Source organism: Rhodovulum sp. P5, from assembly GCF_002079305.1.
Classification (GTDB): domain Bacteria; phylum Pseudomonadota; class Alphaproteobacteria; order Rhodobacterales; family Rhodobacteraceae; genus Rhodovulum.
Map to the genome: position 1 here is coordinate 476,156 of NZ_CP015039.1, position 22,591 is coordinate 498,746.

19 protein-coding genes and 3 pseudogenes are annotated in these 22,591 nt (G+C 64.4%); 18 read left to right on the forward strand and 4 right to left on the reverse strand.

The features are described from left to right. Positions 1–2: 2 nt before the first annotated feature. Entirely contained in the window at positions 3–1,235 is a 1,233-nt protein-coding gene (locus tag RGUI_RS02310) for a glycosyl transferase (protein ID WP_081531574.1), read from the reverse strand. A 21-nt stretch (positions 1,236–1,256) separates the two neighbouring features. Continuing rightward, the gene (locus tag RGUI_RS02315; RefSeq protein WP_081531575.1) at positions 1,257–2,036 is read right to left on the reverse strand and encodes a mannosyl-3-phosphoglycerate phosphatase; all 780 of its coding nucleotides are present in this window, start codon (positions 2,034–2,036) and stop codon (positions 1,257–1,259) included. Positions 2,037–2,161: 125 nt separating this feature from the next. On the opposite strand from RGUI_RS02315, the gene RGUI_RS02320 reads away from it, so the two are divergent. From RGUI_RS02320 to RGUI_RS02330, 3 genes are read left to right on the forward strand one after another with little or no spacing between them, the layout of a single operon-like run. Further along, the gene (locus RGUI_RS02320; RefSeq protein WP_081531576.1) at positions 2,162–2,869 is read left to right on the forward strand and encodes an ABC transporter ATP-binding protein; all 708 of its coding nucleotides are present in this window, start codon (positions 2,162–2,164) and stop codon (positions 2,867–2,869) included. Between the two features lie 5 nt (positions 2,870–2,874). Further along, positions 2,875–5,238, forward strand: coding sequence for an ABC transporter permease (locus tag RGUI_RS02325; protein ID WP_081535933.1), 2,364 nt, complete (start codon positions 2,875–2,877; stop codon positions 5,236–5,238). A gap of 4 nt (positions 5,239–5,242) precedes the next feature. Next, a complete protein-coding gene (locus RGUI_RS02330) occupies positions 5,243–6,463 on the forward strand; it encodes an efflux RND transporter periplasmic adaptor subunit (RefSeq protein ID WP_081531577.1) in 1,221 nt (406 codons plus the stop codon). Here the strand turns inward: RGUI_RS02330 and ppk2 are convergent. After that, positions 6,457–7,380 carry a polyphosphate kinase 2 gene (ppk2, locus tag RGUI_RS02335; protein WP_081531578.1) on the reverse strand — a complete coding sequence of 308 codons (924 nt, stop codon included), beginning with the start codon at positions 7,378–7,380 and terminating at the stop codon, positions 6,457–6,459. The genes RGUI_RS02330 and ppk2 overlap by 7 nt on opposite strands. A gap of 183 nt (positions 7,381–7,563) precedes the next feature. Between ppk2 and RGUI_RS02340 the strand changes: the two genes are divergently transcribed. Together RGUI_RS02340 and RGUI_RS02345 are read left to right on the forward strand one after the other, a co-directional pair. After that, the gene (locus RGUI_RS02340; RefSeq protein WP_216640092.1) at positions 7,564–8,301 is read left to right on the forward strand and encodes a phosphoadenylyl-sulfate reductase; all 738 of its coding nucleotides are present in this window, start codon (positions 7,564–7,566) and stop codon (positions 8,299–8,301) included. 84 nt (positions 8,302–8,385) lie between these two features. Further along, on the forward strand, positions 8,386–9,087 hold the full coding sequence (locus tag RGUI_RS02345) for a DNA alkylation repair protein (RefSeq protein WP_081531580.1): 702 nt from the start codon (positions 8,386–8,388) through the stop codon (positions 9,085–9,087). Between the two features lie 6 nt (positions 9,088–9,093). Here the strand turns inward: RGUI_RS02345 and RGUI_RS02350 are convergent, their stop codons facing one another. Continuing rightward, positions 9,094–10,701: an AMP-binding protein gene (locus RGUI_RS02350; protein WP_253798772.1), complete on the reverse strand. Its 1,608-nt coding sequence runs from the start codon at positions 10,699–10,701 to the stop codon at positions 9,094–9,096. A gap of 120 nt (positions 10,702–10,821) precedes the next feature. Here RGUI_RS02350 and moaA point away from each other — a divergent pair, with 120 nt between their 5' ends. The 13 genes and pseudogenes from moaA to RGUI_RS02415 all read left to right on the forward strand — a co-directional run bounded on the left by moaA (position 10,822) and on the right by RGUI_RS02415 (position 22,590). Then, the gene (gene moaA, locus RGUI_RS02355; protein ID WP_081531581.1) at positions 10,822–11,835 is read left to right on the forward strand and encodes a GTP 3',8-cyclase MoaA; all 1,014 of its coding nucleotides are present in this window, start codon (positions 10,822–10,824) and stop codon (positions 11,833–11,835) included. A 77-nt stretch (positions 11,836–11,912) separates the two neighbouring features. Next, positions 11,913–12,785, forward strand: coding sequence for a branched-chain amino acid aminotransferase (locus tag RGUI_RS02360; protein ID WP_081531582.1), 873 nt, complete (start codon positions 11,913–11,915; stop codon positions 12,783–12,785). Between the two features lie 105 nt (positions 12,786–12,890). Next, a complete protein-coding gene (locus RGUI_RS02365; protein ID WP_081531583.1) occupies positions 12,891–13,346 on the forward strand; it encodes a universal stress protein in 456 nt (151 codons plus the stop codon). A 77-nt stretch (positions 13,347–13,423) separates the two neighbouring features. Further along, positions 13,424–13,984 (forward strand): NifU family protein, encoded by a 561-nt coding sequence (locus tag RGUI_RS02370; protein WP_081531584.1) that lies wholly within the window; start codon positions 13,424–13,426, stop codon positions 13,982–13,984. A gap of 4 nt (positions 13,985–13,988) precedes the next feature. Next, complete coding sequence (gene tsaB, locus RGUI_RS02375) at positions 13,989–14,654, forward strand: tRNA (adenosine(37)-N6)-threonylcarbamoyltransferase complex dimerization subunit type 1 TsaB (RefSeq protein ID WP_081531585.1); 666 nt, start codon at positions 13,989–13,991, stop codon at positions 14,652–14,654. Then, positions 14,651–15,067, forward strand: a complete 417-nt coding sequence (locus RGUI_RS02380) for a GNAT family N-acetyltransferase (protein WP_081531586.1) — start codon at positions 14,651–14,653, stop codon at positions 15,065–15,067. Before tsaB ends, RGUI_RS02380 begins: the two co-directional genes overlap by 4 nt. Positions 15,068–15,200: 133 nt before the next feature. Further along, positions 15,201–16,222 (forward strand): annotated as a pseudogene (locus RGUI_RS02385) (BMP family protein). A gap of 4 nt (positions 16,223–16,226) precedes the next feature. Further along, a pseudogene (locus RGUI_RS02390) lies at positions 16,227–17,788 on the forward strand (ABC transporter ATP-binding protein). Between the two features lies 1 nt (position 17,789). After that, positions 17,790–18,883 (forward strand): annotated as a pseudogene (locus RGUI_RS02395) (ABC transporter permease). Next, the gene (locus tag RGUI_RS02400; RefSeq protein ID WP_081531587.1) at positions 18,883–19,848 is read left to right on the forward strand and encodes an ABC transporter permease; all 966 of its coding nucleotides are present in this window, start codon (positions 18,883–18,885) and stop codon (positions 19,846–19,848) included. Before RGUI_RS02395 ends, RGUI_RS02400 begins: the two are co-directional and overlap by 1 nt. A gap of 38 nt (positions 19,849–19,886) precedes the next feature. Continuing rightward, positions 19,887–20,861 (forward strand): sulfite exporter TauE/SafE family protein, encoded by a 975-nt coding sequence (locus RGUI_RS02405; protein ID WP_081531588.1) that lies wholly within the window; start codon positions 19,887–19,889, stop codon positions 20,859–20,861. A gap of 50 nt (positions 20,862–20,911) precedes the next feature. Continuing rightward, complete coding sequence (locus tag RGUI_RS02410; RefSeq protein WP_081531589.1) at positions 20,912–21,832, forward strand: sulfite exporter TauE/SafE family protein; 921 nt, start codon at positions 20,912–20,914, stop codon at positions 21,830–21,832. Then, on the forward strand, positions 21,832–22,590 hold the full coding sequence (locus RGUI_RS02415) for a TIGR02186 family protein (RefSeq protein WP_081531590.1): 759 nt from the start codon (positions 21,832–21,834) through the stop codon (positions 22,588–22,590). The genes RGUI_RS02410 and RGUI_RS02415 overlap by 1 nt, the downstream gene beginning before the upstream one ends. Position 22,591: the final 1 nt, after the last annotated feature.

Consider the following 22,591-nt stretch of genomic DNA (forward strand, 5'->3'; position numbering starts at 1 on the left):
CGTCAGCTCTCGGCCGGGCGATAGTCGGCCGCGTCCGCCGCCACCGCCGACAGCATGTCCGACATCAGCGCCGGGTCGGCCGCGTGAACCCGGTTCCATGTCGGGATGAACGGGGTCGTCGACGGTTTGTCGAGGAATATCTGACCGGCCTCGATGATGTTGGAGGCGAAAAGCTCGATGATCCTTTCCTCGGCATGGCGATCAAGGTTCAACCCGTTCATGCGCGCGTCGTTGTAGTAGCTTTCAAGCAGATCCAGCGCCTCGCGATAATAGGTGGCCCTCAGCGACCGGAAGACCTCGTCCGAAAACACGGTGCCGTCCGCGGCCAGCTTGCGGAAGATCGACTTGCAGATGTCGATGGACATCCGCGACAGCCCCGTCCGCGCGTCTTCCTCGGACACTTCCTGATGCTTGTGATCGTAGGCATCCGAGATTTCGACCTGACAGACCGATTGCGGGGCAAGGTTGCGCCATGCTTCGGACAGAACGCCGATCTCCAGCCCCCAGTCGGACGGGATGCGCAGATCGGGCAAGGGCGCGGTGCGCATCGCGAATTCCCCCGACAGCGGGTAGCGGAAGGAGCGCAGGTAATCGAGGTAATCCCGGTCGCCGATCACTTTTTTCAGCGCAAGAAGGATCGGGCTGACCAACAGGCGACTGACCCGGCCGTTCAGCTTGCCCTCGCCAATCCGCGGGTAATACCCCTTGGCCAACTGATAGGGAAAGGCCGGGTTGGTGACCGGATAGACCAGACGGGCCAGCATCTCCCGGTCATAGGTCAGGATATCGCAATCATGAAGGGCCATGACGGCACTGTCCTTGCAGGCCATGATATAGCCCATGCAGAACCAGACATTGCGGCCCTTGCCGGGTTCGCCGGGGCTCAGCCCCAGTGCCTCCAGCCGGTCGTGGATCGACCGCATCCGCGGGCTGTCATTCCAGATCACGACATGGTTCTGCGGCAGGCGGTCGAAGAATTGCAGGGCGTGGGCATATTGATCCCCGTCCGCGCGGTCCAGCCCGATGACGATCCGGTGCAGATAGGGCACCTCGGCCAGTTCGTTCAGGATGGCGGGCAGCGCGTCGCCCTCAAGCTCGGAGAACAGCGAGGGCAGGATCAGGCTGATCTTGCGGCTTTGCGCAAAGGTCGTCAGTTCATGGGTCAGGCGGTCCGCCGAACTGGAGCGCAGATTGTGGAGCGTCGCCACATTCCCGTTCTGGTGAAAATCGGCCACGCGACGTCTCCTGCTATTTCGTCAAATTCCGAATTCAGTGATAACCTTTTCCATGGCCGCATTCCAACCCTTCGGCCCGGGTGCGTCGATACGGATGATGTGGCCTTTTTCCTCTCCGGCAAGTGGCGGCAGCGGGGCATGATTGGGGTTGGCGATGACAAAGCCCAGGTCGGATTGTTCCAGCATCTCGCGGTCATTCGGGGCATCGCCCAGCGCCACCACGAAGGGCGTGGAATAGCGCGCCGCGATATCGGCCATCCGTCCGGCCTTGGTCCCGCCGAAGGACAGGGTCAGGAACCGCCCGCCTTCGCGGGCGGTCACCCCCACAGCGCGCAGCGCCGTGATGAAGGCCTGCTTGCCCGCCTCGTCCCCAAACCAGCGGCCGGGTTCGGAATGCTGACGCTGGGCGGCGCGCTCGGCCTCCGCCTCGGGCAGGCCGCTCTGGCGCACGATCTCTGCCGTGTCCCAGTCGCCGAAGCCCTTGAACTGCGCCCTAAGATCGGAGGGAACCGTGTCCAGGGCGGCGCGCAATTCGTCATACCGGCCCGCGCTTTCGACGGTGTCGGCCCCGGGATCGAGGATCCCGGCGCCGTTCTCGACAATGGCGGGGTGGTCGGAAAAGCCGAGTTCGGCGCGCAGGGGTGCGATTTCGGCGGCGGTCTTTGACGAGGCGAGGATCACCGGAATACCGGCAGCACGCAAACGTTCCAACGCCGGTTTGGCCGCTTCGTAGGAATAGTCGTCGTGATCCAGAAGCGTGCCATCTAGATCGGAAAAGACAAGGAGGACGGGACGGGGCATTGCAGTTCGTACAGTAGTGGGTATCGGACGGAGAATATCCATGATGTAGGACGCAGTACCAGCCCTTCTTCCCCCTTGAAAGCTGACCTTTCGGGTGCCTTACTGTCGCGTGCAAGGGGGGCGTCATGGACCGTCCGATCTTTCGCACCGAGGCTGTGACCAAGGTCTACGATACCGGGGGCGCGAAAGTGCATGCGCTTTCCGGCGTCGATCTAGAGCTTTTTGCCGGAGAATTGGCGGTTCTGCTTGGCCCCTCGGGCAGCGGCAAGTCGACGCTTTTGAACATCCTTGGCGGGCTCGACCGGGTGTCATCGGGCAAGGTCTGGTTTCGCGATACCGACCTGACCGCGTTGGGCGATGCGGGGATGACGCGCTATCGCCGCGACCATGTCGGCTTCGTCTTCCAGTTCTACAACCTCGTGCCCTCGCTTACCGCGCGGGAGAATGTGCAACTGGTCACCGACGTTGCGGACCGCCCCATGCCGCCCGACGAGGCGCTGGCGCTGGTCGGGCTGTCGCACCGTCTGGATCATTTCCCGGCAGAGCTGTCGGGGGGCGAGCAGCAGCGGGTGGCCATCGCGCGGGCCATCGCCAAGCGGCCAGAGGTCTTGCTGTGCGACGAACCCACCGGCGCGCTCGATAGCAGGACCGGGGTGCAGGTGCTGGCCGCGCTGAATGAGATCAACGAACGCTTCGGCACCACGACCGTCGTGATCACCCACAATGCCGCCATCCGGAAGATGGCCCACCGCGTCGTGCGGTTTCAGGACGGCGGCATCACCGGGGTGGAGGTCAACGCCGAAAGGCTGGCGCCAGACGAGATCGCGTGGTGACGGCGATGCAGGCACTTGACCGAAAACTGTTGCGTGACTTCCGGCGCCTCTGGGCGCAGGCACTGGCGATCGCGCTGGTGCTGGGCTGCGGCGTGGCGGTCTTCCTGACCTCGTTCGGGATGTACCGCGCGCTGGAAGACACCCGCGACGCCTATTACGAACGCAACCGGTTCGCCGACGTCTTCGCAGAGGCCAAGCGCGTTCCCGACCCGGTGATCCGCGAAATCGCGATGATGCCCGGTGTGGTGAATGTCGAGACGCGCGTTGTCGGCTCCGTCATCCTCGACATTCCCGGACGGGTGGAAACCGCGGTGGGGCGGCTGATCTCTCTTCCGAACGGGGGTCTGCCGCAACTGAACCGGCCGATCCTGCGCAGCGGCCAGCTGCCCGACCCTGACGCGGCAGACGAGGTCGTCGTCAACGAACCCTTCGCCGAGGCGCACGGCTTCCAGCCCGGCGACCGGTTTTCGGCCAACCTGAACGGGCGCAAGCGGGAACTGATCATCACCGGCACGTTCCTGTCGCCGGAATTCATCTATACCATCGGCCCCGGCCAGTTGACGCCCGACAATGAAGGCTACGGCATTCTGTGGATGCCTGAAGCCGCCGTCGCCGCGGCCTTCGACATGACCGGGGCCTTCAACTCTGCCAGCCTGAAGCTGACACGCGGGACCAACCGGCAAGAGGTCATCGACAGGCTGGACACCCTGCTGGAACGCTATGGCGGGATCGGCGCGTATGGGCGCGACATCCAGCTTTCCAACAGCTTCATCGATTCCGAGATCCAGCAGCTTCGCAATCTCGCGATGATCCTGCCGCCGGTCTTCTTTGCCATCTCGGCCTTTCTGGTGAACATGGTGCTGGCGCGGATCATCGCGCTGGAACGCAGCGAGATCGGCCTTCTGAAGGCCATCGGCTATTCCAGTTTCGAGGTCTGCCTTCACTACCTGATGCTGGCCGGTCTGGTGGCCCTGTCAGGCATCGCCATAGGCTGGCTTGGGGGAAGCTGGCTTTCCTACGGCTTGGCAAGGCTTTACGCCGATTTCTTCGACTTCCCCTACCTGATCTACCGGGTGTCGTTTCAGTCCTACATGATTTCGGGCGGCATCGCATTCGGGGCGGCCGGGCTTGGGGCGATCCGGGCGGCCTTGGCGGCGGCGCGGTTGTCGCCCGCCGTCGCCATGGCCCCGCCGGCGCCGCCGCGCTACTCCCGCGGCGTGTTCAACCGCGTTCTTGTCGCCCTGCGCCTGTCGCAACCGGCGATGATGGTTTTACGCGCGATCCTGCGCTGGCCGCTTCGGTCCGGCTTGACGACCTTGGGGCTATCGCTCGCCGTCGCTGTCATGGTGGCTGCGACCTTCTTCGACGATTCCCTGGACAAGATCATCGACAGCGCCTTCTTTCAGTCGAACCGGCAGGACGTGATGCTGTTCTTCACCGACGACAAGCCCCTGTCGGTCGTGGAAGAGGTGCGCGACCTGCCCGGCGTTCTGGCGGTCGAGGGGCAGCTTTACCTTGCCGCGGAACTGCATCACGGGCACCTGACGAAAAAGGTCGCGGTCGAGGCGCGCCCGCCGGGCAGAGATCTGGCCCGCGCCCTGGATGCCGACGGCAATGTCGTCACCCCGCCGCCTGGGGGTATCGTTCTGGCCCGGCGCCTGGCGGTGCAACTGGACGCCCGCCCCGGCGACGTGATCGAGGTGGAGTTCCTCGGCACCAAGCGGGAAACCCACCGCCTGCCCGTGACCGGGCTGATCACCCAGTATTTCGGCCTTGGCGCCTATATCGATTTCGACACCGCGAACCGGCTGTTCCGACAGGCCCCCCAACTGACACTGGTCAACATCCAGTTGGACGAGGGGCAGGAAGCCGCGTTCCATGCCCGGCTGAAGGACATGCCGGGGCTGGCGGGTACGGTCATGATGACCGATACGCGCCTGTCGTTTCAGGACACGATCGCCGAAAGCGTCGTGATCATGACAACGGTCTATGCCACCATCGCGGTGATGATCACCATGGGCGTGGCCTATAACGGGGCGCGGGTACAATTGTCGGAACGCGCCCGTGAACTGGCCAGCCTGCGCATCCTCGGCTTCACCAAGGCAGAGGTTTCGGCCATCCTGATGGGGGAAACCATGGTTCTGGCGCTTGCGGCGCAACCCTTGGGATGGTGTCTTGGCTGGGTGATCGCATGGTCGATGACGGCGGGGTTTCAGTCGGACCTCTACGCAATCCCCCTGGTGCTGAAGCCTGCCACCTTCGCGCGGGCCAGCCTTGTGGTCCTGGGCGCCAGCCTCGTTGCGGTTTTGATAGTGCGGCGGCGGCTGGATGCGCTCGACCTTGTCGCCGTGATGAAAACGCGGGAGTGAAGCGATGAAGATCACGTCACGCAGTGTCATCCTGATCGGGCTTGTCACGCTGTTTGTCGGCGGGCTGCTGTACACGGCCTTCAAGACCGATCCTGTCCCGGTCGACCTGACCGACGCCACCCTCGGCCCGATGCAGGTGACCGTGAATGCCGACGGCAAGACCCGCATCCGCGATATCTACGAGGTCGCCGCACCATTGACCGGCACCGCGCGAAGGTCGCCGGTGGAGGTCGGCGACAGGGTTGTGGCCGGCCAAACCGTCGTCGCCGTCGTGGAACCCGCGGCCCCTACCCTGCTGGACAGCCGCGCGCGCATCCAGGCCGAGGCCGGCGTGCGCGAGGCGCAGGCCGCCCGGAATCAGGCCGCAAGCACGTTGCGCAAGGCAGAGGAAGACCTCGCCTATGCCCGCAGCCAGTATGACCGCGCCCGCGAACTGGTGGAACGCGGCGTGGCCTCCATCACCCGGCTTGAGGACACCACCCAGCAACTGGCCAGCGCAGAGGCGGCCCGCGATGCGGCGGCCTCGGGTCTCGACATGGCGCAAGGGGCGCTGCAACGTGCCCGCGCGGCGCTGATCGATCCCGAACTTGCGGAAGACCCGGACGGAAACGGCGACTGCTGCGTGCAGATCACCGCGCCCATCGATGGCGTCGTGCTGGAGGTCGACACGATTTCCGAACGCCCCGTGACCATCGGCACCCGGCTTTTGTCCATCGGGCGCCCGGACGATCTGGAAATCGTCGCGGACCTGTTGTCGGCCGATGCCGTGCGGCTACCACCCGGTGCGCGGGCCATGGTCGACCGCTGGGGCGGCGATCAGATTCTGGAGGCGCGCCTGCGCAAGGTCGAACCGGTGGCCAGCACCAAGGTCTCCGCACTGGGGATCGAGGAACAACGGGTCGATGCGCTATTCGACATCGTTTCCCCGGCCGAGGACCGGCGCGGTCTCGGCCAGGGGTTCTTCGTCTTCCTGCGCATTGTCGAGTGGGACGCCACCGAAACGCTTCAGGTGCCGCTGTCGGCCCTCTTCCGGCAAAACGGCGGCTGGGCGGTCTTCACGGTCTCGGACGGCATTGCGCGCCTGACCCCGGTCGAGATCGGGCGCCGCGGGGAAACCACCGCGCAGATCCTGTCGGGCCTTCAGGCGGGTGCGTCCGTCATCACCCATCCGTCCGACGAGGTCGCCGACGGCGTGGCCGTAGTCGAACGTGCGACGCTTCAGTAGCGCTGTTTCACATACAACTCGTCGGGCAGGACCTTGCGCTCGTAATCGGGATTGAACACCCGTTCCGGCAACTCCACCTTTTCCTGCGGGACCTCGTGATAGGGGATCCGGTCCAGCAGATCGGCGATACAGTTCAACCGCGCGCGCCGCTTGTCATTGCCCGGCACGATGTACCACGGCGCCTCGGGGATGTTGGTGCGGGCGAACATGTCTTCCTTGACCTTGGTGTACTTCTCCCACCGGATGCGGGACTGCAGGTCCATCGGGGACAGCTTCCACTGCTTCAGCGGGTCGTGGATGCGCATCTGGAACCGCATCTGCTGTTCCTCGTCGGTGATCGAGAACCAGTACTTGATCAGGATGATGCCGGAGCGCACCAGCATGCGTTCGAATTCGGGCACGTCGCGGAAGAACGCTTCGACCTGATCCTCGGTCGCGAAGCCCATCACGCGTTCGACGCCTGCGCGGTTGTACCACGACCGGTCGAACAGGACCATCTCGCCCCCGGCGGGCAGGTGTTCGACATAGCGCTGGAAATACCACTGTGACTTTTGCCGGTCAGACGGCGCAGGCAGGGCCACCACCCGGCAGACCCGCGGGTTCAGCCGCTGGGTGATGCGCTTGATCACGCCGCCCTTGCCGGCGGAGTCGCGCCCCTCGAACAGAACCACGACCTTGGCCTTGGTCGCCGCCACCCAGTCATGCAGCTTGATCAGTTCGGCCTGCAGCTTCAGCAGTTCGAGCATGTAGACCTTGCTTGGCAGCGTATCGGGGTGACGCATCTTGTAGAGCTTCTTCAGCTCCAGCGTCGGCAACGCGTCTTCCAGATCGATCTCAAGCTCCTCAAGGAGGGTTTCCTCCATCTCGGAGCCCATCCATTCCTCGAACAGTTCGGTCAGCTCGGTCTTCTCTGTCATGGCACCCTCTGCATCGCTACCCGCACAGACGCATGGGAATGTGACAAACTCTTGACACTTCACCCAAATCCCGCGCCGCGATGTCGCGCAGCACGCATTTTTCGGCCCGGATCGTTTTCCCGACTATTCCACTATGTTACCCGCGCATCCAATCGCCTGAAGATGACTAAAAGGAGTCTTACCATGTCCGATTGGCCGCCCGGCGGGTCCGATGCCCTGCTTGATGCCCTTCAGGCAGATCACCTGCCGGACCGAACCCATGTGGACATGGCGGGCCTTCTGGCCGACCGCAGACTTGGGCGGGTGGCGCTGGTGTCGTCCTTCGGCGCGGAAAGCGCGGTGCTGCTGCACCATGTGACACGGGATTTTCCCGATATGCCGGTCCTATTCATCGACACCGGCCGGCATTTCCCCGAAACGCTGTCCTATCGGGACGAGCTTTGCGAACGCCTTGGGCTCAACCTCATCAACGTCGTGCCGGATACGGCCCTGATCGAAACCGAGGACCCGGACCGCACCTTGCATGCCCGCGATCCGAACATGTGCTGCATGCTGCGCAAGACCTTTCCGCTGGCCGACGCGCTGGCGGCATTCGATACGTGGATTTCGGGGCGCAAACGCTATCAGGCCAGCACCCGTGCGGCCCTGCCCGCGATCGAGCGCGACGGCGACCATATAAAGGTGAACCCGCTTGTGTTCTGGACGCAGGACCAGATCGCCGCCTATTTCCAGGCTTATGACCTGCCGCCCCATCCCCTGACGGCGCGGGGCTATGCCTCTATCGGCTGTGCGCCCTGCACCCGCCCCGTTCGGGATGGCGAAGACCCGCGGGCCGGGCGCTGGGCGGACACGCCCGACAAGACCGAATGCGGTATCCATCTGGGGCCGGACGGGCGGTTCACACGGTCGCGGCCGCATTGACGAAGATGAGTGCAGGGGCGTGTCCGGGCTTGCCATGACAGCAACGGTATCGAAGGCTTGCGCGACTCCGAGCGGAGAGCAACCATGAACGTTTCTGATGCGCTGCACGCGTTGTCGGCCCATGCCGTCCCCGGAAAGGCGGCCGACATGGCCGCCTATCACAAGGTGTCGCGGGTCTATCTGGGCGTGGCCAACCCCGATATCGACACGCTTGCGCGGGACTGGCGCCAAAGCCTGACGCTGGAGGATCGGCTGCAACTGGCCGCCGACCTGTGGGAGACCGACATTCACGAGGCGCGCATCTGCGCCGCCAAACTGCTGACGCAGGCGCGCATCCGGCCAACGGACGAAGGGGCATGGCACCTTGTCCAAAGCTGGGTGCCGCAATTCGACGCCTGGGCCGTGGCCGATCATGCCAGTATCGCCGGGCAGAAGCGGCTGGTCGCAGACCCGGCCCGGATCGACACGGTCGAGGGCTGGACGGGATCGGATCATATGTGGTCCCGCCGCGCGGCGCTGGTGATGACCCTGCCCTGGGCAAAGATGCCCCACCCCAAGCCCACCGATCTGAAAATCCGTGAGCGGGTTCTGGGCTGGGCCGCCGGCTATGTCTCTGACCCCGACTGGTTCATCCAGAAGGCCGTGGCGTGGTGGCTGCGCGAGATGTCGAAACGCGATCCCGACCGGGTGCGGGCGTTTCTGGTGGCGCATGGCACCCAGATGAAACCCTTCGCCCGGAAGGAGGCCGCGCGGGTGATGGGTGCCCCGCCAGCACACCCGGATTGACGCGCCCTACCCTTGGCCGCGCAACTCCCGCCGCATGATCTTGCCCGTGGCGGTCATTGGCAGGCTGTCGGCGCGGACGACGCGGCGGGGCGCGACATGGGGGCTGACATGGTCGCGCACGCGCTGGATCAGCGCCGCCTCCAGCCCCTCCCACGCCGCCCCGTCGCGCAGGACGACATGGGCGACGACGATCTCGGTCCGCTCCGGGTCGGGCTCTCCCACTGCCGCGGCCATTACGACGTCGGGGTGACCGGTCAGGCAGTTCTCGATCTCCGTCGGGCCGATCCGGTAACCGGACGAGGTGATCACGTCATCGTCGCGCGAGACATAGGTGAAATGGCCCTGCCCGTCGCACATGCCCAGATCGCCGGTGCGCATCCAATCGCCGGTGAACTTGGCCTCGGTCTTCTCTCGCAAGCCCCAATAGCCAAGGAACATCGAGGCCGCGCCCTTGCGCACCGCGATCTCCCCCAACTCCCCGGGCGGAAGCGGCGTTCCGTCCGCGTCGATGACCGCGACGTCGAACCCCGGTGTCGCGCGCCCCATCGCGCCGGGCGGGGCGTCCATCAATTCCGGTACGCAGGTGATGACGAGGTTGCATTCGGTCTGGCCGTAGAATTCGCAGATCTCCAGCCCCAGCGCCTGCCGCCCCCAATTTAGCAGATCGGCACCCAGGCTTTCGCCCCCGGAACCGACCGAGCGCAACGAAACGCCCGCGGGCACCGGCACCTGCCGCATCAGTTTCAGCGCTGTCGGCGGCAGGAACAGGTTGCGCACCTTCAGGCGGTCGATCAGGGCCCACGCCTCGGCCACGTCGAACTTGCGCATCCGGCAGGCCACCAGCGGCACGCCGTAGTAGAGACACGGCATCGCCATATCCATCAATCCGCCGATCCACGCCCAGTCGGCCGGGGTCCAGCCGCAATCGCCCGGTTGCGGAAAGCCGCGGTGGTGCAACTCGATCGACGGCAGATGCCCGATCAGAAACCGGTGGGCGTGCAGCGCGCCCTTGGGCGGGCCTGTGGTGCCCGAGGTATAGATCAGAACCGCCGGGTCCTTGGCCAGCGTGTCCCGGGGCGCGCGCAGCGGGTCGGCTGCCGCGATCTCGGCCCAGAGGTCGCGGGCCTTGCCACCGTTCACCGACAGAACCTCGGTCAGGTCGGGCAGCCGGTCGCGCAGGCCGGCGAGCTTTTCGGCCCCGTCCGCATCGGTCACGACCAGCCGCGCACCGCTGTCGGCCAACCGATATTCCAACGCATCCGGCCCGAAGAGCGTGAATAGCGGCAGGACCACGGCGCCAAGCTTGTAGGCCGCGAAATGGGCGATCAGGACGGCGGGCGCCTGCGGCAACAGTACTGCGACCCTGTCGCCTGCGCCGACGCCAAGCCCGGCAAGGACCGTGGCAAGGCGATCCGACGCATCCTTCAATGCGCCATAGGTCCACGCCCGGTCCCCGTCCGAGGCATCGATGACCGCCACCCGACCCGGCTCTGCCCCGGCCCAGTCATCGCAACAGGCCTGTGCGATGTTGAAGCGTTCTGGCACGGCCCAGCGGAAGCGGCCCCGCATCGCGTCCCAACTGTCCTGCACGGGCAAAAGCCTGCGATCGTCCATCACACCCTCCCTCATCTCCTCCGCCAGACAGTTGGGCAAGCGGGCGGGACAGGTGTCAAGACGCACCGGCATTAACGAAGCGGGTTGCGAGAAATCGACGCGGCGCCTACCTTTCCCGGCATGACTGAAGCAACGCCCCTGATCGACCCGTTCAAACGCGCCGTCACCTATCTGCGCGTGTCGGTCACCGATCGCTGCGATTTCCGCTGTGTCTATTGCATGGCCGAGAACATGACCTTCCTGCCCAAGCGGGAACTGCTGACGCTGGAGGAACTGGACCGGGTCTGTTCGTCTTTCATCCGGCTGGGCGTGCGCAAGCTGCGCATCACCGGCGGAGAGCCCCTGGTGCGGCGGGACATCATGACTTTCTTCAACGCCATGGGGCGGCATCTTGAAACCGGCGCTCTCGACGAACTGACGGTCACCTCCAACGGGTCGCAACTGGAGAAATTCGCAGGCGATCTCTACGCGGCGGGGGTCCGGCGGGTGAATATCAGCCTCGATACGCTGGATGCGGAAAAGTTCGCCCGCGTCACGCGCTGGGGCCGGCTGGACCAGGTGATGCGCGGGATCGATGCGGCGCAGGCCGCAGGCCTGCGGGTCAAGATCAATACCGTCGCGCTGAAAGGCTTCAACGAACCCGAACTGTTCGACCTCGTCGACTGGTGCCGGGCGCGCGACATGGACCTGACCTTTATCGAGGTCATGCCGATGGGCGACCTGGGCAACGAGAACCGGCTGGACCAATACTGGTCACTGACCGATGTCCGCACCCGGCTGGCCGACCGCTTCACGCTGCTGGACCTGACCGAGAGGAGCGGCGGCCCGGCCCGCTATGTCCGGCTGGAGGAGACGGGGCAGAAGATTGGCTTCATCACGCCGATGTCCCACAATTTCTGCGAAAGCTGCAACCGCGTGCGCCTGACCTGCACCGGAGAGCTTTTCATGTGCCTCGGGCAGGAAGACCGCGCCGATCTGCGGGCCCCGCTGCGCGCCCATCCCGGCGATGACGCCCCGCTGGAAGCCGCGATCCGCGCCGCCATCGCCGGCAAGCCCAAAGGCCACGATTTCGACTATTCCCGCCAGCGCGCCGACGGGCAGATGACCCGCCATATGAGCCATACGGGCGGCTAGCAACCGGCGGCCAATGGCATCTGGACGCCTTGGCTGCGCAGGTCTAGGGTTCGCGCGAAATACAGAAGGGGTGAGCAATGGCCACCGGCACCAATATCCGCACCTTTTACAAAGGCACATGGCACCGCAGCGACATCGCCGTGATGAACGCAGCCGACCACGGCAGCTGGCTGGGCACGACCGTCTTCGACGGCGCCCGCTATTTCGAGGGGATCGCCCCCGACCTGATGGCCCATTGCGAACGCGTCAATGCCTCGGCCGAGGCGCTGATGATCACACCCACCATGGGCGCCGAGGAGATGTGCGAGGTTATCTGGGAGGGGTTGAAGACCTATCCCGACGATGCCGCAGTCTATATCCGGCCGATGTACTGGGCGCTGGAGGGCGATTTCCTTGGGATCGTTCCCAAGCCCGGCGCCACCGGGTTCGCCATTTGCCTGGAAGAGATCCCGATGGCCGCCCCGGGCAGCGCGACGACACTGACAACAACCCGGTTCCGCCGTCCGACGCTCGATTGCGCGGTGGTCAATGCCAAGGCAGGCTGCCTTTACCCCAACAACGCGCGCATGCTGGCCGAGGCGCGCGCCAAGGGCTTCGGCAACGCGCTTGTCGGCGACGTGATGGGCAATGTGGCCGAGACCGCGACGGCCAATGTCTTCATGGTCAAGGATGGCGAGGTTTTGACCCCCATCGCCAACGGCACCTTCCTTGCGGGCATCACCCGCGCACGGCACATGTCCAACCTCACGGCCGAGGGCATCACGGTGACCGAGAAGATCCTGACCTTCGACGACTTCCGCGATGCCGACGAGGTTTTCCTGTCGGGCAACATGATGAAGGTCACGCCGGTCAAGGCGTTCGACGACGTGCAGTACCAGCCGGGACCGGTCACGCAAAAGGTGCGTGAACTCTACTGGGACTGGGCCCATTCGGACGGCAAGGGCATCTGACAAAGGTCGGTCCGCGACGCAACCATCGCACATGCCCTGCGCGTAGCAGTTGCAAGCGCGCGGCGCGTCGGTCATGCTTTGGAGCAATTTCTCAGGGAGGGCGCCATGCGCAAGTTCCTTGTCGTTCTGGACGACAGCCGTGAATGCCTGAACGCCATGCGGTTCGCGGCGATGCGGGCCAACAAGACCAAGGGCGGCGTACAAATCCTGTCCGTCATTCCGCCGGAGGAATTCAACCACTGGATCGGCGTGGGTGATCTGATGCGCGAAGAGGCCCGCGAACGGATCGAAGCGCATTTCGAGGTATTCGCCAAATGGATGCGCGACCGGCAGGGGATCGACCCCGAACTGGTCATCCGTGAAGGCGAACCGGCAACCGAGATCGTGCAACAGGTCCGCGACGACCCCGATATCGGTGTGCTGGTGCTGGGCGCGGGCACCGACAAGAAGGGCCCCGGGCCGCTGGTGACGCAACTGACCAAGACCTCGGGCACCCTGCCCGTGCCGATGACGATCGTGCCCGGCGGGCTGTCCAAGGAAGGGCTGGAAGCCGTCTGCTAGAGCGCCGGACGCGCCCCGAAGGTTGACAACGGGGTCGGCGACGCGCATATCCGACCGGAAAGCTAGGGAATTGCTGCATGTTTATCCAGACCGAGTCCACCCCGAACCCGGCAACGTTGAAATTCCTGCCCGGCCAGGCCGTGATGGATGCCGGCACCGCGGACTTCCCCTCGGCAGAGACCGCCGGGAAATCACCCTTGGCGACACGCATCTTTGCGGTGGACGGTGTGCGCGCCGTCTTTTTCGGCACCGACTTCGTGACCGTGACCAAGGCCGAAGACTCGGAATGGGATCACATCAAGCCCGCGATCCTCGGCGCGATCATGGAGCACTACCAGTCGGGCCAGCCGACCGTGACCGGTGCGGAGGAAGACGCAGGCCATGCCGATCATGACGGCCCCGATGCAGAGATCGTGAACCAGATCAAGCAGTTGCTGGATACGCGCGTGCGGCCGGCCGTGGCACAGGACGGCGGCGACATCACGTTCCACGGGTTTGACCGCGGAATCGTCTATCTGCACATGCAGGGTGCCTGCGCCGGTTGCCCGTCCTCGACCCTGACGCTGAAAATGGGGATCGAAAACCTGTTGCGCCACTACATCCCGGAAGTGACCGAGGTGCGCCCGGTCGCCGACTGACGCGATGGACGACGAGAAACCGGTTCTGGCCTTTGACACATCGGCCGCGCATTGCGCGGCCGCTTTGCTGCGCGACGGCAAGATCATCGCAGCAGCACATGTCGAAATGGGCCGCGGACAGGCAGAGCATCTTCTTCCCATGCTGGAAGACATCCTTGCCGAAAACAGCCTGCGTTGGGCCGATATCGGCCGGATCGGGGTCGGCATCGGGCCGGGCAATTTCACGGGTATCCGGATCTCTGTTGCCGCGGCACGGGGCCTGTCGCTGGGCCTGGCCGTGCCGGCCATCGGCGTTTCCGGGCTCGAGGTGCTGGCGGAGGGCGAACCCGGCACTGTTCTGGCTGCCCTTCCCGCGCCGCGCAACGCGGTTTATCTTCAGCTTCTGACCGATGGGAAGCCCCTTGGCGCGCCGAGGCTGGCCACGCCCGATGCCCCGCCCGAGGACCTTTTGCTGCCGACAGACACGCGCATTGTCGGCGAAGCCGCCGACCGCTTGGGCGCAAGGCTGGGCCGGCCGTTCGAGACCCGGCCGTTGACCGACATCGCACCGCGGATCGCCCGTCTGGCCGCGGCACGCGTCTCAACCAACATGCCCCGCCCGGCGCCGCTTTACGTGCGCCCCGCCGATGCGGCCCCACCGGCCGATCCACCGCCGGTCATCCTGCCATGACGCCCGAGGCGCTGGCCGTCCTGCACTCCTTGTGTTTCACCTATCCCCGCCCCTGGACAGCGGCAGAATTCACCGCCGTTCTGGAAAGCCCCGGCGTGTTCCTGTGCGAAAGCGATGCGGGAGTCGCCCTCGGCCGCGCGCTCGCCGGTGAGGCCGAACTGTTGACGCTGGCGGTGCACCCCACGCAGCGCCGCGCGGGATGCGGCCGGGCCCTGCTGGCGCAATTCGAGGCCGAGGCGCGCATGCGGGAGGCAGAAGACGCCTTTCTTGAGGTCGCCGAGGACAACCGGCCGGCCCGGGCGCTCTATACCGGCGCAGGCTATCGCGATGCCGGCCGCCGGCCCCGCTACTATGCCAAACGTGAAGGCACCCGTGTCGACGCGCTGATCCTCAGAAAGCAGCTTGCGCCCTGAGACCGGACCACGGCGAGAAATCGGTTGACGCATTCCCGGCGCTGCGGCCTAACTTGTGATCAAACAACAGCCTTTCGACGCTCTGCGGGGCCTGCATCCCGGCGCAGCCAGAAAGACATCGGGGAGATATTCCATGACAGCCTTCCGCAAAATCCTGGGCGCGACCGCCGCGCTGGCCCTGTTGACCGGCACCGCACTGGCCGACCCGGCGATGGTGTTCGATCTGGGCGGCAAGTTCGACAAGTCGTTCAACGAGGCCGCCCATAACGGCGCCCAGAAGTGGAAGGCAGAGACGGGCGGAAACTATCGCGAGATCGAATTGCAGTCGGAGGCCCAGCGCGAACAGGCGCTACGCCGCTTTGCCGAGGCCGGGCTGAACCCGATCGTGATGGCCGGCTTTGCCTTTGCAAGCGTGCTGGAAGAGGTCGCCGCCGACTATCCCGACACCAAGTTCCAGATCATCGACATGGTGGTGGATGCGCCCAATGTGCGCTCCATCGTCTTCTCGGAACATGAGGGCAGCTATCTGGTCGGCATGATGGCGGCGATGGCCTCGGAAACCGGTGCGGTGGGCTTCGTGGGTGGCATGGACATTCCGCTGATCCGGAAATTCGCCTGCGGCTATGTTCAGGGCGTCAAGGCGGTAAGCCCCGACGCGAAGGTCATCCAGAACATGACCGGCACCACGCCTGCCGCCTGGGCCGACCCGGTGAAGGGCAGCGAACTGGCGCAGGCCCAGATCGGTCAAGGCGCGGATGTGATCTATGCCGCGGCGGGGTCCACGGGGCTGGGCGTTCTGCAAACGGTGGCCGATCAGGGCATCCTTGGAATCGGCGTGGACAGCAACCAGAACTACCTGCATCCGGGGCATATGCTGACCTCGATGATCAAGCGGGTCGACGTGGCGGTCTATGACGCGTTCATGGCCGGGCCTGACCTTGAGACCGGTATCAATTTGCTGGGCCTGACCTTGAGACCGGTATCAATTTGCTGGGGCTGGCCGAAAATGGCGTGGGCTATGCCGTGGACGAGTATAATCAGGACCTCGTCACCGAGGAGATGATCGCCGCCGTCGAAGACGCCAAGGCAAAGATCATCTCGGGTGAGTTGCAGGTGCATGACTACATGTCGGACAATTCCTGCCCGGTGAAGTAAGTCCGTGGTCGCGGCCACGACAGAGGGGCGGCAAGCCGTCGCCCCGGCCATCGAATTGCGCGGGATATCCAAGGCCTTCGGGCCGGTTCAGGCGAACCGGGATATCTCGCTCAAGGTCATGCCCGGCACCATCCACGGGATCATCGGCGAAAATGGCGCGGGCAAGTCGACGCTGATGTCGATCCTCTATGGCTTTTACAAGGCCGATGCGGGAGAGATCCGGATCGGCGGCAAGCCGACCACCATCCAGGACAGCCATGATGCGATCGCCGCGGGCATCGGCATGGTGTTTCAGCATTTCAAGCTGGTGGAGAATTTCACGGTGCTGGAGAACGTGATCCTCGGCGCGGAGGAAGGGCGGCTGCTGAAACCCTCGATCAGCAAGGCGCTGAAGACGCTGAAGACGCTGGCCGAGGATTACGAGTTGAACGTGAACCCCGATGCCAGGATCGAGGATCTGGGCGTCGGCATGCAGCAGCGGGTGGAAATCCTGAAGGCGCTGTATCGGCAGGCGGATATCCTGATCCTCGACGAACCGACGGGGGTGCTGACGCCGGCGGAGGCCGATCACCTGTTCCGGATTCTCGACAACCTCAAGGCCGAGGGCAAGACGATCATCCTGATCACCCACAAGCTGCGTGAAATCATGGTGGCGACCGACACCGTCAGCGTGATGCGCCGGGGAGAGATGACGGCGACGGTCAAGACGGCGGACACCAGCCCAGAGCAACTGGCAGAGCTGATGGTCGGGCGCAAGGTGCTGCTGCGGGTGGACAAGGCCCCGCCAAACCGGGGCGCACCGTGCTGGAGGTCGAGAACCTGAGCGTTTTCGACGCCGACGGGGTCAAGCGGCTGAAAGACGTCTCCTTTTCCGTGCGGGCGGGAGAGATCCTGGGTATCGCAGGCGTGGCGGGCAACGGGCAGTCGCAGCTTTTGCAGGTGCTGGGCGGCATGATGCCCGCGTCCGGCACGGTTCGTGTGAACGGGCAACCCATCGACGTTAGCGGCAAGCATGCCGACGGACAGTTTTGCCGGGAGCGCGGAATCGCCCATGTGCCCGAGGATCGCCAGCGGGAGGGGCTGATCATGCCGTTCCACGCGTGGGAAGATGCGGTCTTCGGCTATCACAACGACCCGGCCTATCAGAAGAACGCAGCCCTGATGGACAATACGGCGATCCGCACGGACTGCGCGCAGAAGATGGCGCGTTTCGACGTGCGCCCCCCGAACCCCGAGCTTGCAGCGCGGCAGTTTTCCGGCGGGAACCAGCAGAAACTGGTACTGGCACGAGAGATCGAGCGGAACCCCGCGCTGCTGCTGGTGGGGCAGCCGACCCGCGGCGTGGACATTGGCGCGATCGAGTTCATCCACCAGCGCATCGTGGAACTGCGCGATGCGGGATCGGCGATCCTTCTGGTCAGCGTGGAACTGGACGAGATCCTGTCGCTGTCGGACCGCATCGCGGTGATGTTCGACGGTCGGATCATGGGGGAACGCGCCCCGGACCAGACCGACGAGAAAGAGCTTGGTCTGTTGATGGCCGGCATGACGACGGAGGCCGCCTGACGTGAACGGACTGCCGAAATGGGCGGATGTCATCCTGATACCGCTGATCAGTCTGGTCATCGCCTTCCTGTTGTCTGCGTTGGTCATCGTCGCCATCGGCGAAGACCCCGTCGCCGCCGTCAAACTGATGGTCACCGGGGCGCTGGGGTCGACCTATGCGTGGGGCTACACGCTCTACTACGCCACGAATTTCATCTTCACCGGGCTGGCGGTCGCCGTCGCCTTTCACGCACGGCTCTTCAATATCGGGGGCGAGGGCAGGCGACGCTGGGCGGGCTTGGGGTGGCGCTTGTCTGCCTTGCGCTGCCATGGCCGCATTGGTCGCTGGCGCTGCCGGTGGCGATCCTTGGCGGGGCGCTCTTTGGCGCGCTTTGGGCGGCGATCCCGGCCTGGCTGCAGGCCACGCGCGGCAGCCATATCGTGATCACCACGATCATGTTCAACTTCATCGGCGCGGCCGTGCTGAACTATCTGCTGGTCAACGTGATGCGGCCGCCGGCCTCGATGGACCCGGCGACGGCCAAGTTTCCAGACGGCACGCATCTGCCAACGCTGCATGACATTCTGGGCGCCTTCGGCATCCCCTTTTCCAAAGCGGCGCCCGCCAATATCAGCTTTGTTGTTGCTCTGGCCGCCTGCGTTCTGGTCTGGCTGCTGATCTGGCGCACGCGGCTCGGCTATGAAATCCGGGCGCTGGGGCATTCCGAACCGGCGGCCGTCTATGCCGGCATTCGCCCGGTGCGGATCGTGATGCTGGCAATGCTGGTTTCCGGGGCGCTGGCCGGCTGCATGGCGATCAACAACGTGATGGGAGAGGCGGAACGGCTGGTCCTGAACGCAGTCGAAGGCGCAGGCTTCATCGGGATCGCGGTGGCGCTGATGGGGCGCAATCACCCCTTCGGCGTGCTGCTGGCGGCCCTGCTGTTCGGTTTTCTCTACCAGGGGGGCGCTGAACTGGCGCTTTGGACGACCATCCCGCGCGAGTTGATCGTGGTGATCCAGGCGCTGGTGATCCTGTTCACCGGGGCGCTGGACAACATGGTGCGGATGCCCTTGGAGCGGTTGTTCGCCGGGCGTCGGAAAGGACGGGCATGATGGATTTCGCAACGGTCCTTCAGGTGCTCGACTCCACGGTGCGGCTGTCGACGCCGCTTCTTCTGGCCTGCCTTGCGGGCCTCTTTTCGGAGCGTTCGGGCATTTTCGACATCGGGCTGGAGGGGAAGATGCTGTTCGCGGCCTTCTTCTCGGCGGCGACGGCGGCGGTGACGGGGTCGGTCTGGCTGGGGCTGCTGGCGGGCATCCTGTCATCGATGCTGCTGGCGGGCATCCACGGTCTTGCCTCGATCACCTTTCGCGGGAACCAGCTGATTTCAGGGGTCGCGATCAACTTTCTTGCGGCAGGTCTGACCGTTGTCATTGCGCAGGACTGGTTTCAGCAGGGCGGGCGCACGCCGTCGCTTCTGGGCGGCGCACGGTTCGAGGCGATCACCCTGCCCTTCGCCGAACAACTGCAAACCGTGCCGGTCTTCGGGCCGATCTATCACGACCTGATCTCGGGTCACACGATCCTTGTCTACCTCGCCTTCGCGATGGTGCCGCTGACATGGTGGGTGCTGTTCCGGACGCGGTTCGGCCTGCGCCTGCGCGCGGTGGGCGAAAACCCCGCCGCGGTCGATACCGCGGGCATTTCGGTCATCGGCACACGCTATGCCGCGGTGGCCATCTGCGGGGTGCTGTGCGGGATTGCCGGGGCCTATCTTGCGACGGCCCTGCAAGCGGGCTTCAGCAAGGACATGACGGCCGGACGCGGTTACATCGCCCTTGCGGCCCTGATCTTCGCCAAGTGGCGGCCGTGGTACGCGCTGATGTCGACGCTTCTGTTCGGCTTCCTTCAGGCGATCGCGCTGCGCTATCAGAATATCGATCTGGGCGGCGTCACGGTCCCCGTGCAAGTGATGGATGCGCTGCCCTATATCCTGACGGTGGTCATTCTTGCCGGTTTCGTGGGCCGCGCGGTGCCCCCGCGCGCGGGGGGAGAACCCTATGTGAAAGAAAGCTAGGCTTGCCTAAGCAGGCTTAGCGGATCTAGCAGGACCACATGGAGATCTATCTTCCCATCGCCGACGTTGCCGTGAACGCCTTTACCCTGTTGGGGATTGGCGGGCTGGTGGGTGTCTTGTCCGGCATGTTCGGCGTCGGTGGCGGCTTCCTGATCACGCCAATGCTGTTCTTCATCGGCATTCCGCCGGCCGTGGCGGTGGCGACCTCCGCCAACCAGATCGTCGCCTCGTCCTTTTCAGGCGTCCTTGCGCATTTCCGGCGCAGAACCGTCGATCTGAAGATGGGCACCGTGTTGCTGCTGGGTGGTCTTGTCGGCGTCGCGGTGGGCGTGGTGATCTTCAACCAGCTTCGCCAGTTGGGACAGGTCGATCTGTTCGTGAAGCTCTGTTACGTCCTGTTCCTCGGCGTGATCGGCACGATGATGTTCGTCGAAAGCCTGCAGGCCATCCGCCGTACCCGCAGCGGCCGCACGGCGCCGAAACGGCGGCACCGCAAATGGGTCAGCGTTCTGCCGTTCAAGACGAAGTTCCGCGTGTCGGGCCTCTATATCTCGGCGGTGCCGCCGCTGCTTGTGGGCGCGGCCGTCGGTATGCTGTCGGCCATCATGGGCGTGGGCGGCGGCTTCATCATGGTGCCGGCGATGATCTACCTGCTGGGCATGCCGACCAAGGTCGTCGTGGGCACGTCGCTGTTCCAGATCATCTTCGTCACCGCCTTCACCACCTTGCTGCATGCCACAACGAACTACACGGTCGACATGGGGCTTGCCCTGCTGCTGCTCGTCGGCGGCGTGATCGGGGCACAGTTCGGCACCCGGATCGGTCTGAAGATGAAGGCAGAGCAGTTGCGAGTCCTTCTGGCAGCGCTCGTGATGGCCGTTTGTGGCAAGCTCGCGCTGGACCTGCTTTTGAAACCGTCAGAGCTTTACACACTGACATCCGAACCCGGCGTGCAGCTTCTGAGCCATGATAGCCGTGCAATTCCGCCACGCGCCCAAGGAAACGATATGTGAGCCCGAGCGAGGCTTGCCAGACGGCAAAGGAACGCTTTAGAGATTCACATATGCAAATTTATCTACCCATCGCCGAAGTGTCCGTGAACGCCTTCCTCCTTCTGGGGCTCGGCGGGATGGTGGGTGTGCTTTCGGGCATGTTCGGCGTGGGTGGCGGGTTTCTGATGACCCCCCTGCTCTTCTTCATCGGCATTCCGCCCGCGGTGGCCGTCGCGACCGAGGCGAATCAGATCGTGGCGTCCTCCTTCTCCGGCGTTCTGGCGCATCTGAGGCGCAAGACGGTAGATCTGAAGATGGGAACGGTCTTGCTGGTCGGCGGCCTTTTCGGTGCCGCACTCGGCGTACTGATCTTCAATCAGCTTCGACAGATGGGCCAGGTCGATCTGTTGGTGAAGCTGTGTTACGTGCTGTTCCTCGGCATCATCGGTTCCTTGATGTTCGTCGAAAGCCTGAACGCAATCCGGCAAACGCGCAAAGGCAAGAGCGCCCCGAAACGGCGGCAGCGGACATGGATCAGCGCCCTTCCGTTCAAGATGAAGTTCCGGACATCGGGGCTTTATATCTCGGCCATTCCGCCGCTTCTGGTCGGCGCCGCCGTCGGTATTCTGGCCGCGATCATGGGGGTCGGCGGCGGCTTCATCATGGTTCCGGCCATGATCTATCTCCTTGGAATGCCGACAAAGGTGGTCGTGGGAACGTCCTTGTTCCAGATCATCTTCGTGACCGGTTTCACCACGTTGCTACATGCCACGACGAACTTTACTGTCGACATGGGGCTGGCGGTTCTGCTGCTGATCGGCGGGGTGGTCGGTGCGCAGATCGGCACCCGGATCGGCGCCAAGATGAAGGCTGAACAATTGCGAATTCTGCTGGCCGTTCTGGTTCTGGTCGTTTGTGCCAAGCTGGCGTTCGATCTCCTCCTCGAACCGTCGGAGCTTTACTCGCTGAGCACGCGGAAGGGGGGCCACTGATGCTTTGGCGCGTCGTTCTTCTGTGTCTTCTCTGCGCAGGCGCGGTGCGGGCAGAGACGGTCGTCGCCGGGCTCAGCCAGACCAGCGTGTCCATCACCACCGATTTCGCAGGATCCGAAATCCTGATCTTCGGCGCGGTCAAGCGCGAGGCCCCGTTGCCCGAAGACGGGCAGCTTGACGTGGTCATCACGGTGGCCGGGCCCGCAATGCCGGTGACCGTCCGGCAAAAGGATCGCCGGCTCGGGATCTGGATCAACACCGATTCGGTGCACATCGATGCCGCGCCCAGTTTCTATGCCGTGTCCTCGACCCGGCCGCTGGACGACATCATGTCCGACACCGAGGACCTGCGACATAAGGTATCCATCCCTCGGGCGATACGTGCCGTCGGCGCGACCGAAGAAGCCCCCCATGCCGAGAGTTTCGTGGAAGCCCTAATCCGCATTCGCACCGCGAAAGGCCTGTACCAGATGCTGCCCGGTGCTGTCAGCCTCGACGAACAGACGTTGTTCCGCACCTCAATCGCACTGCCGGCGAACCTGACCGAGGGCGACTATACCACGCGGATCTACCTGGTGCGTAACGGCGAGGTCATCGACGCCTATGAGACGACGCTGGCCGTGCAGAAGGTCGGGCTTGAACGCTGGACCTACACCTTGGCGCATCAACGGCCGCTGATCTATGGGCTGTTGTCGCTGACGATTGCGATCTTTGCCGGCTGGGGTGCGTCGGCGGTATTCCGTTTGATCAAGAACTGAC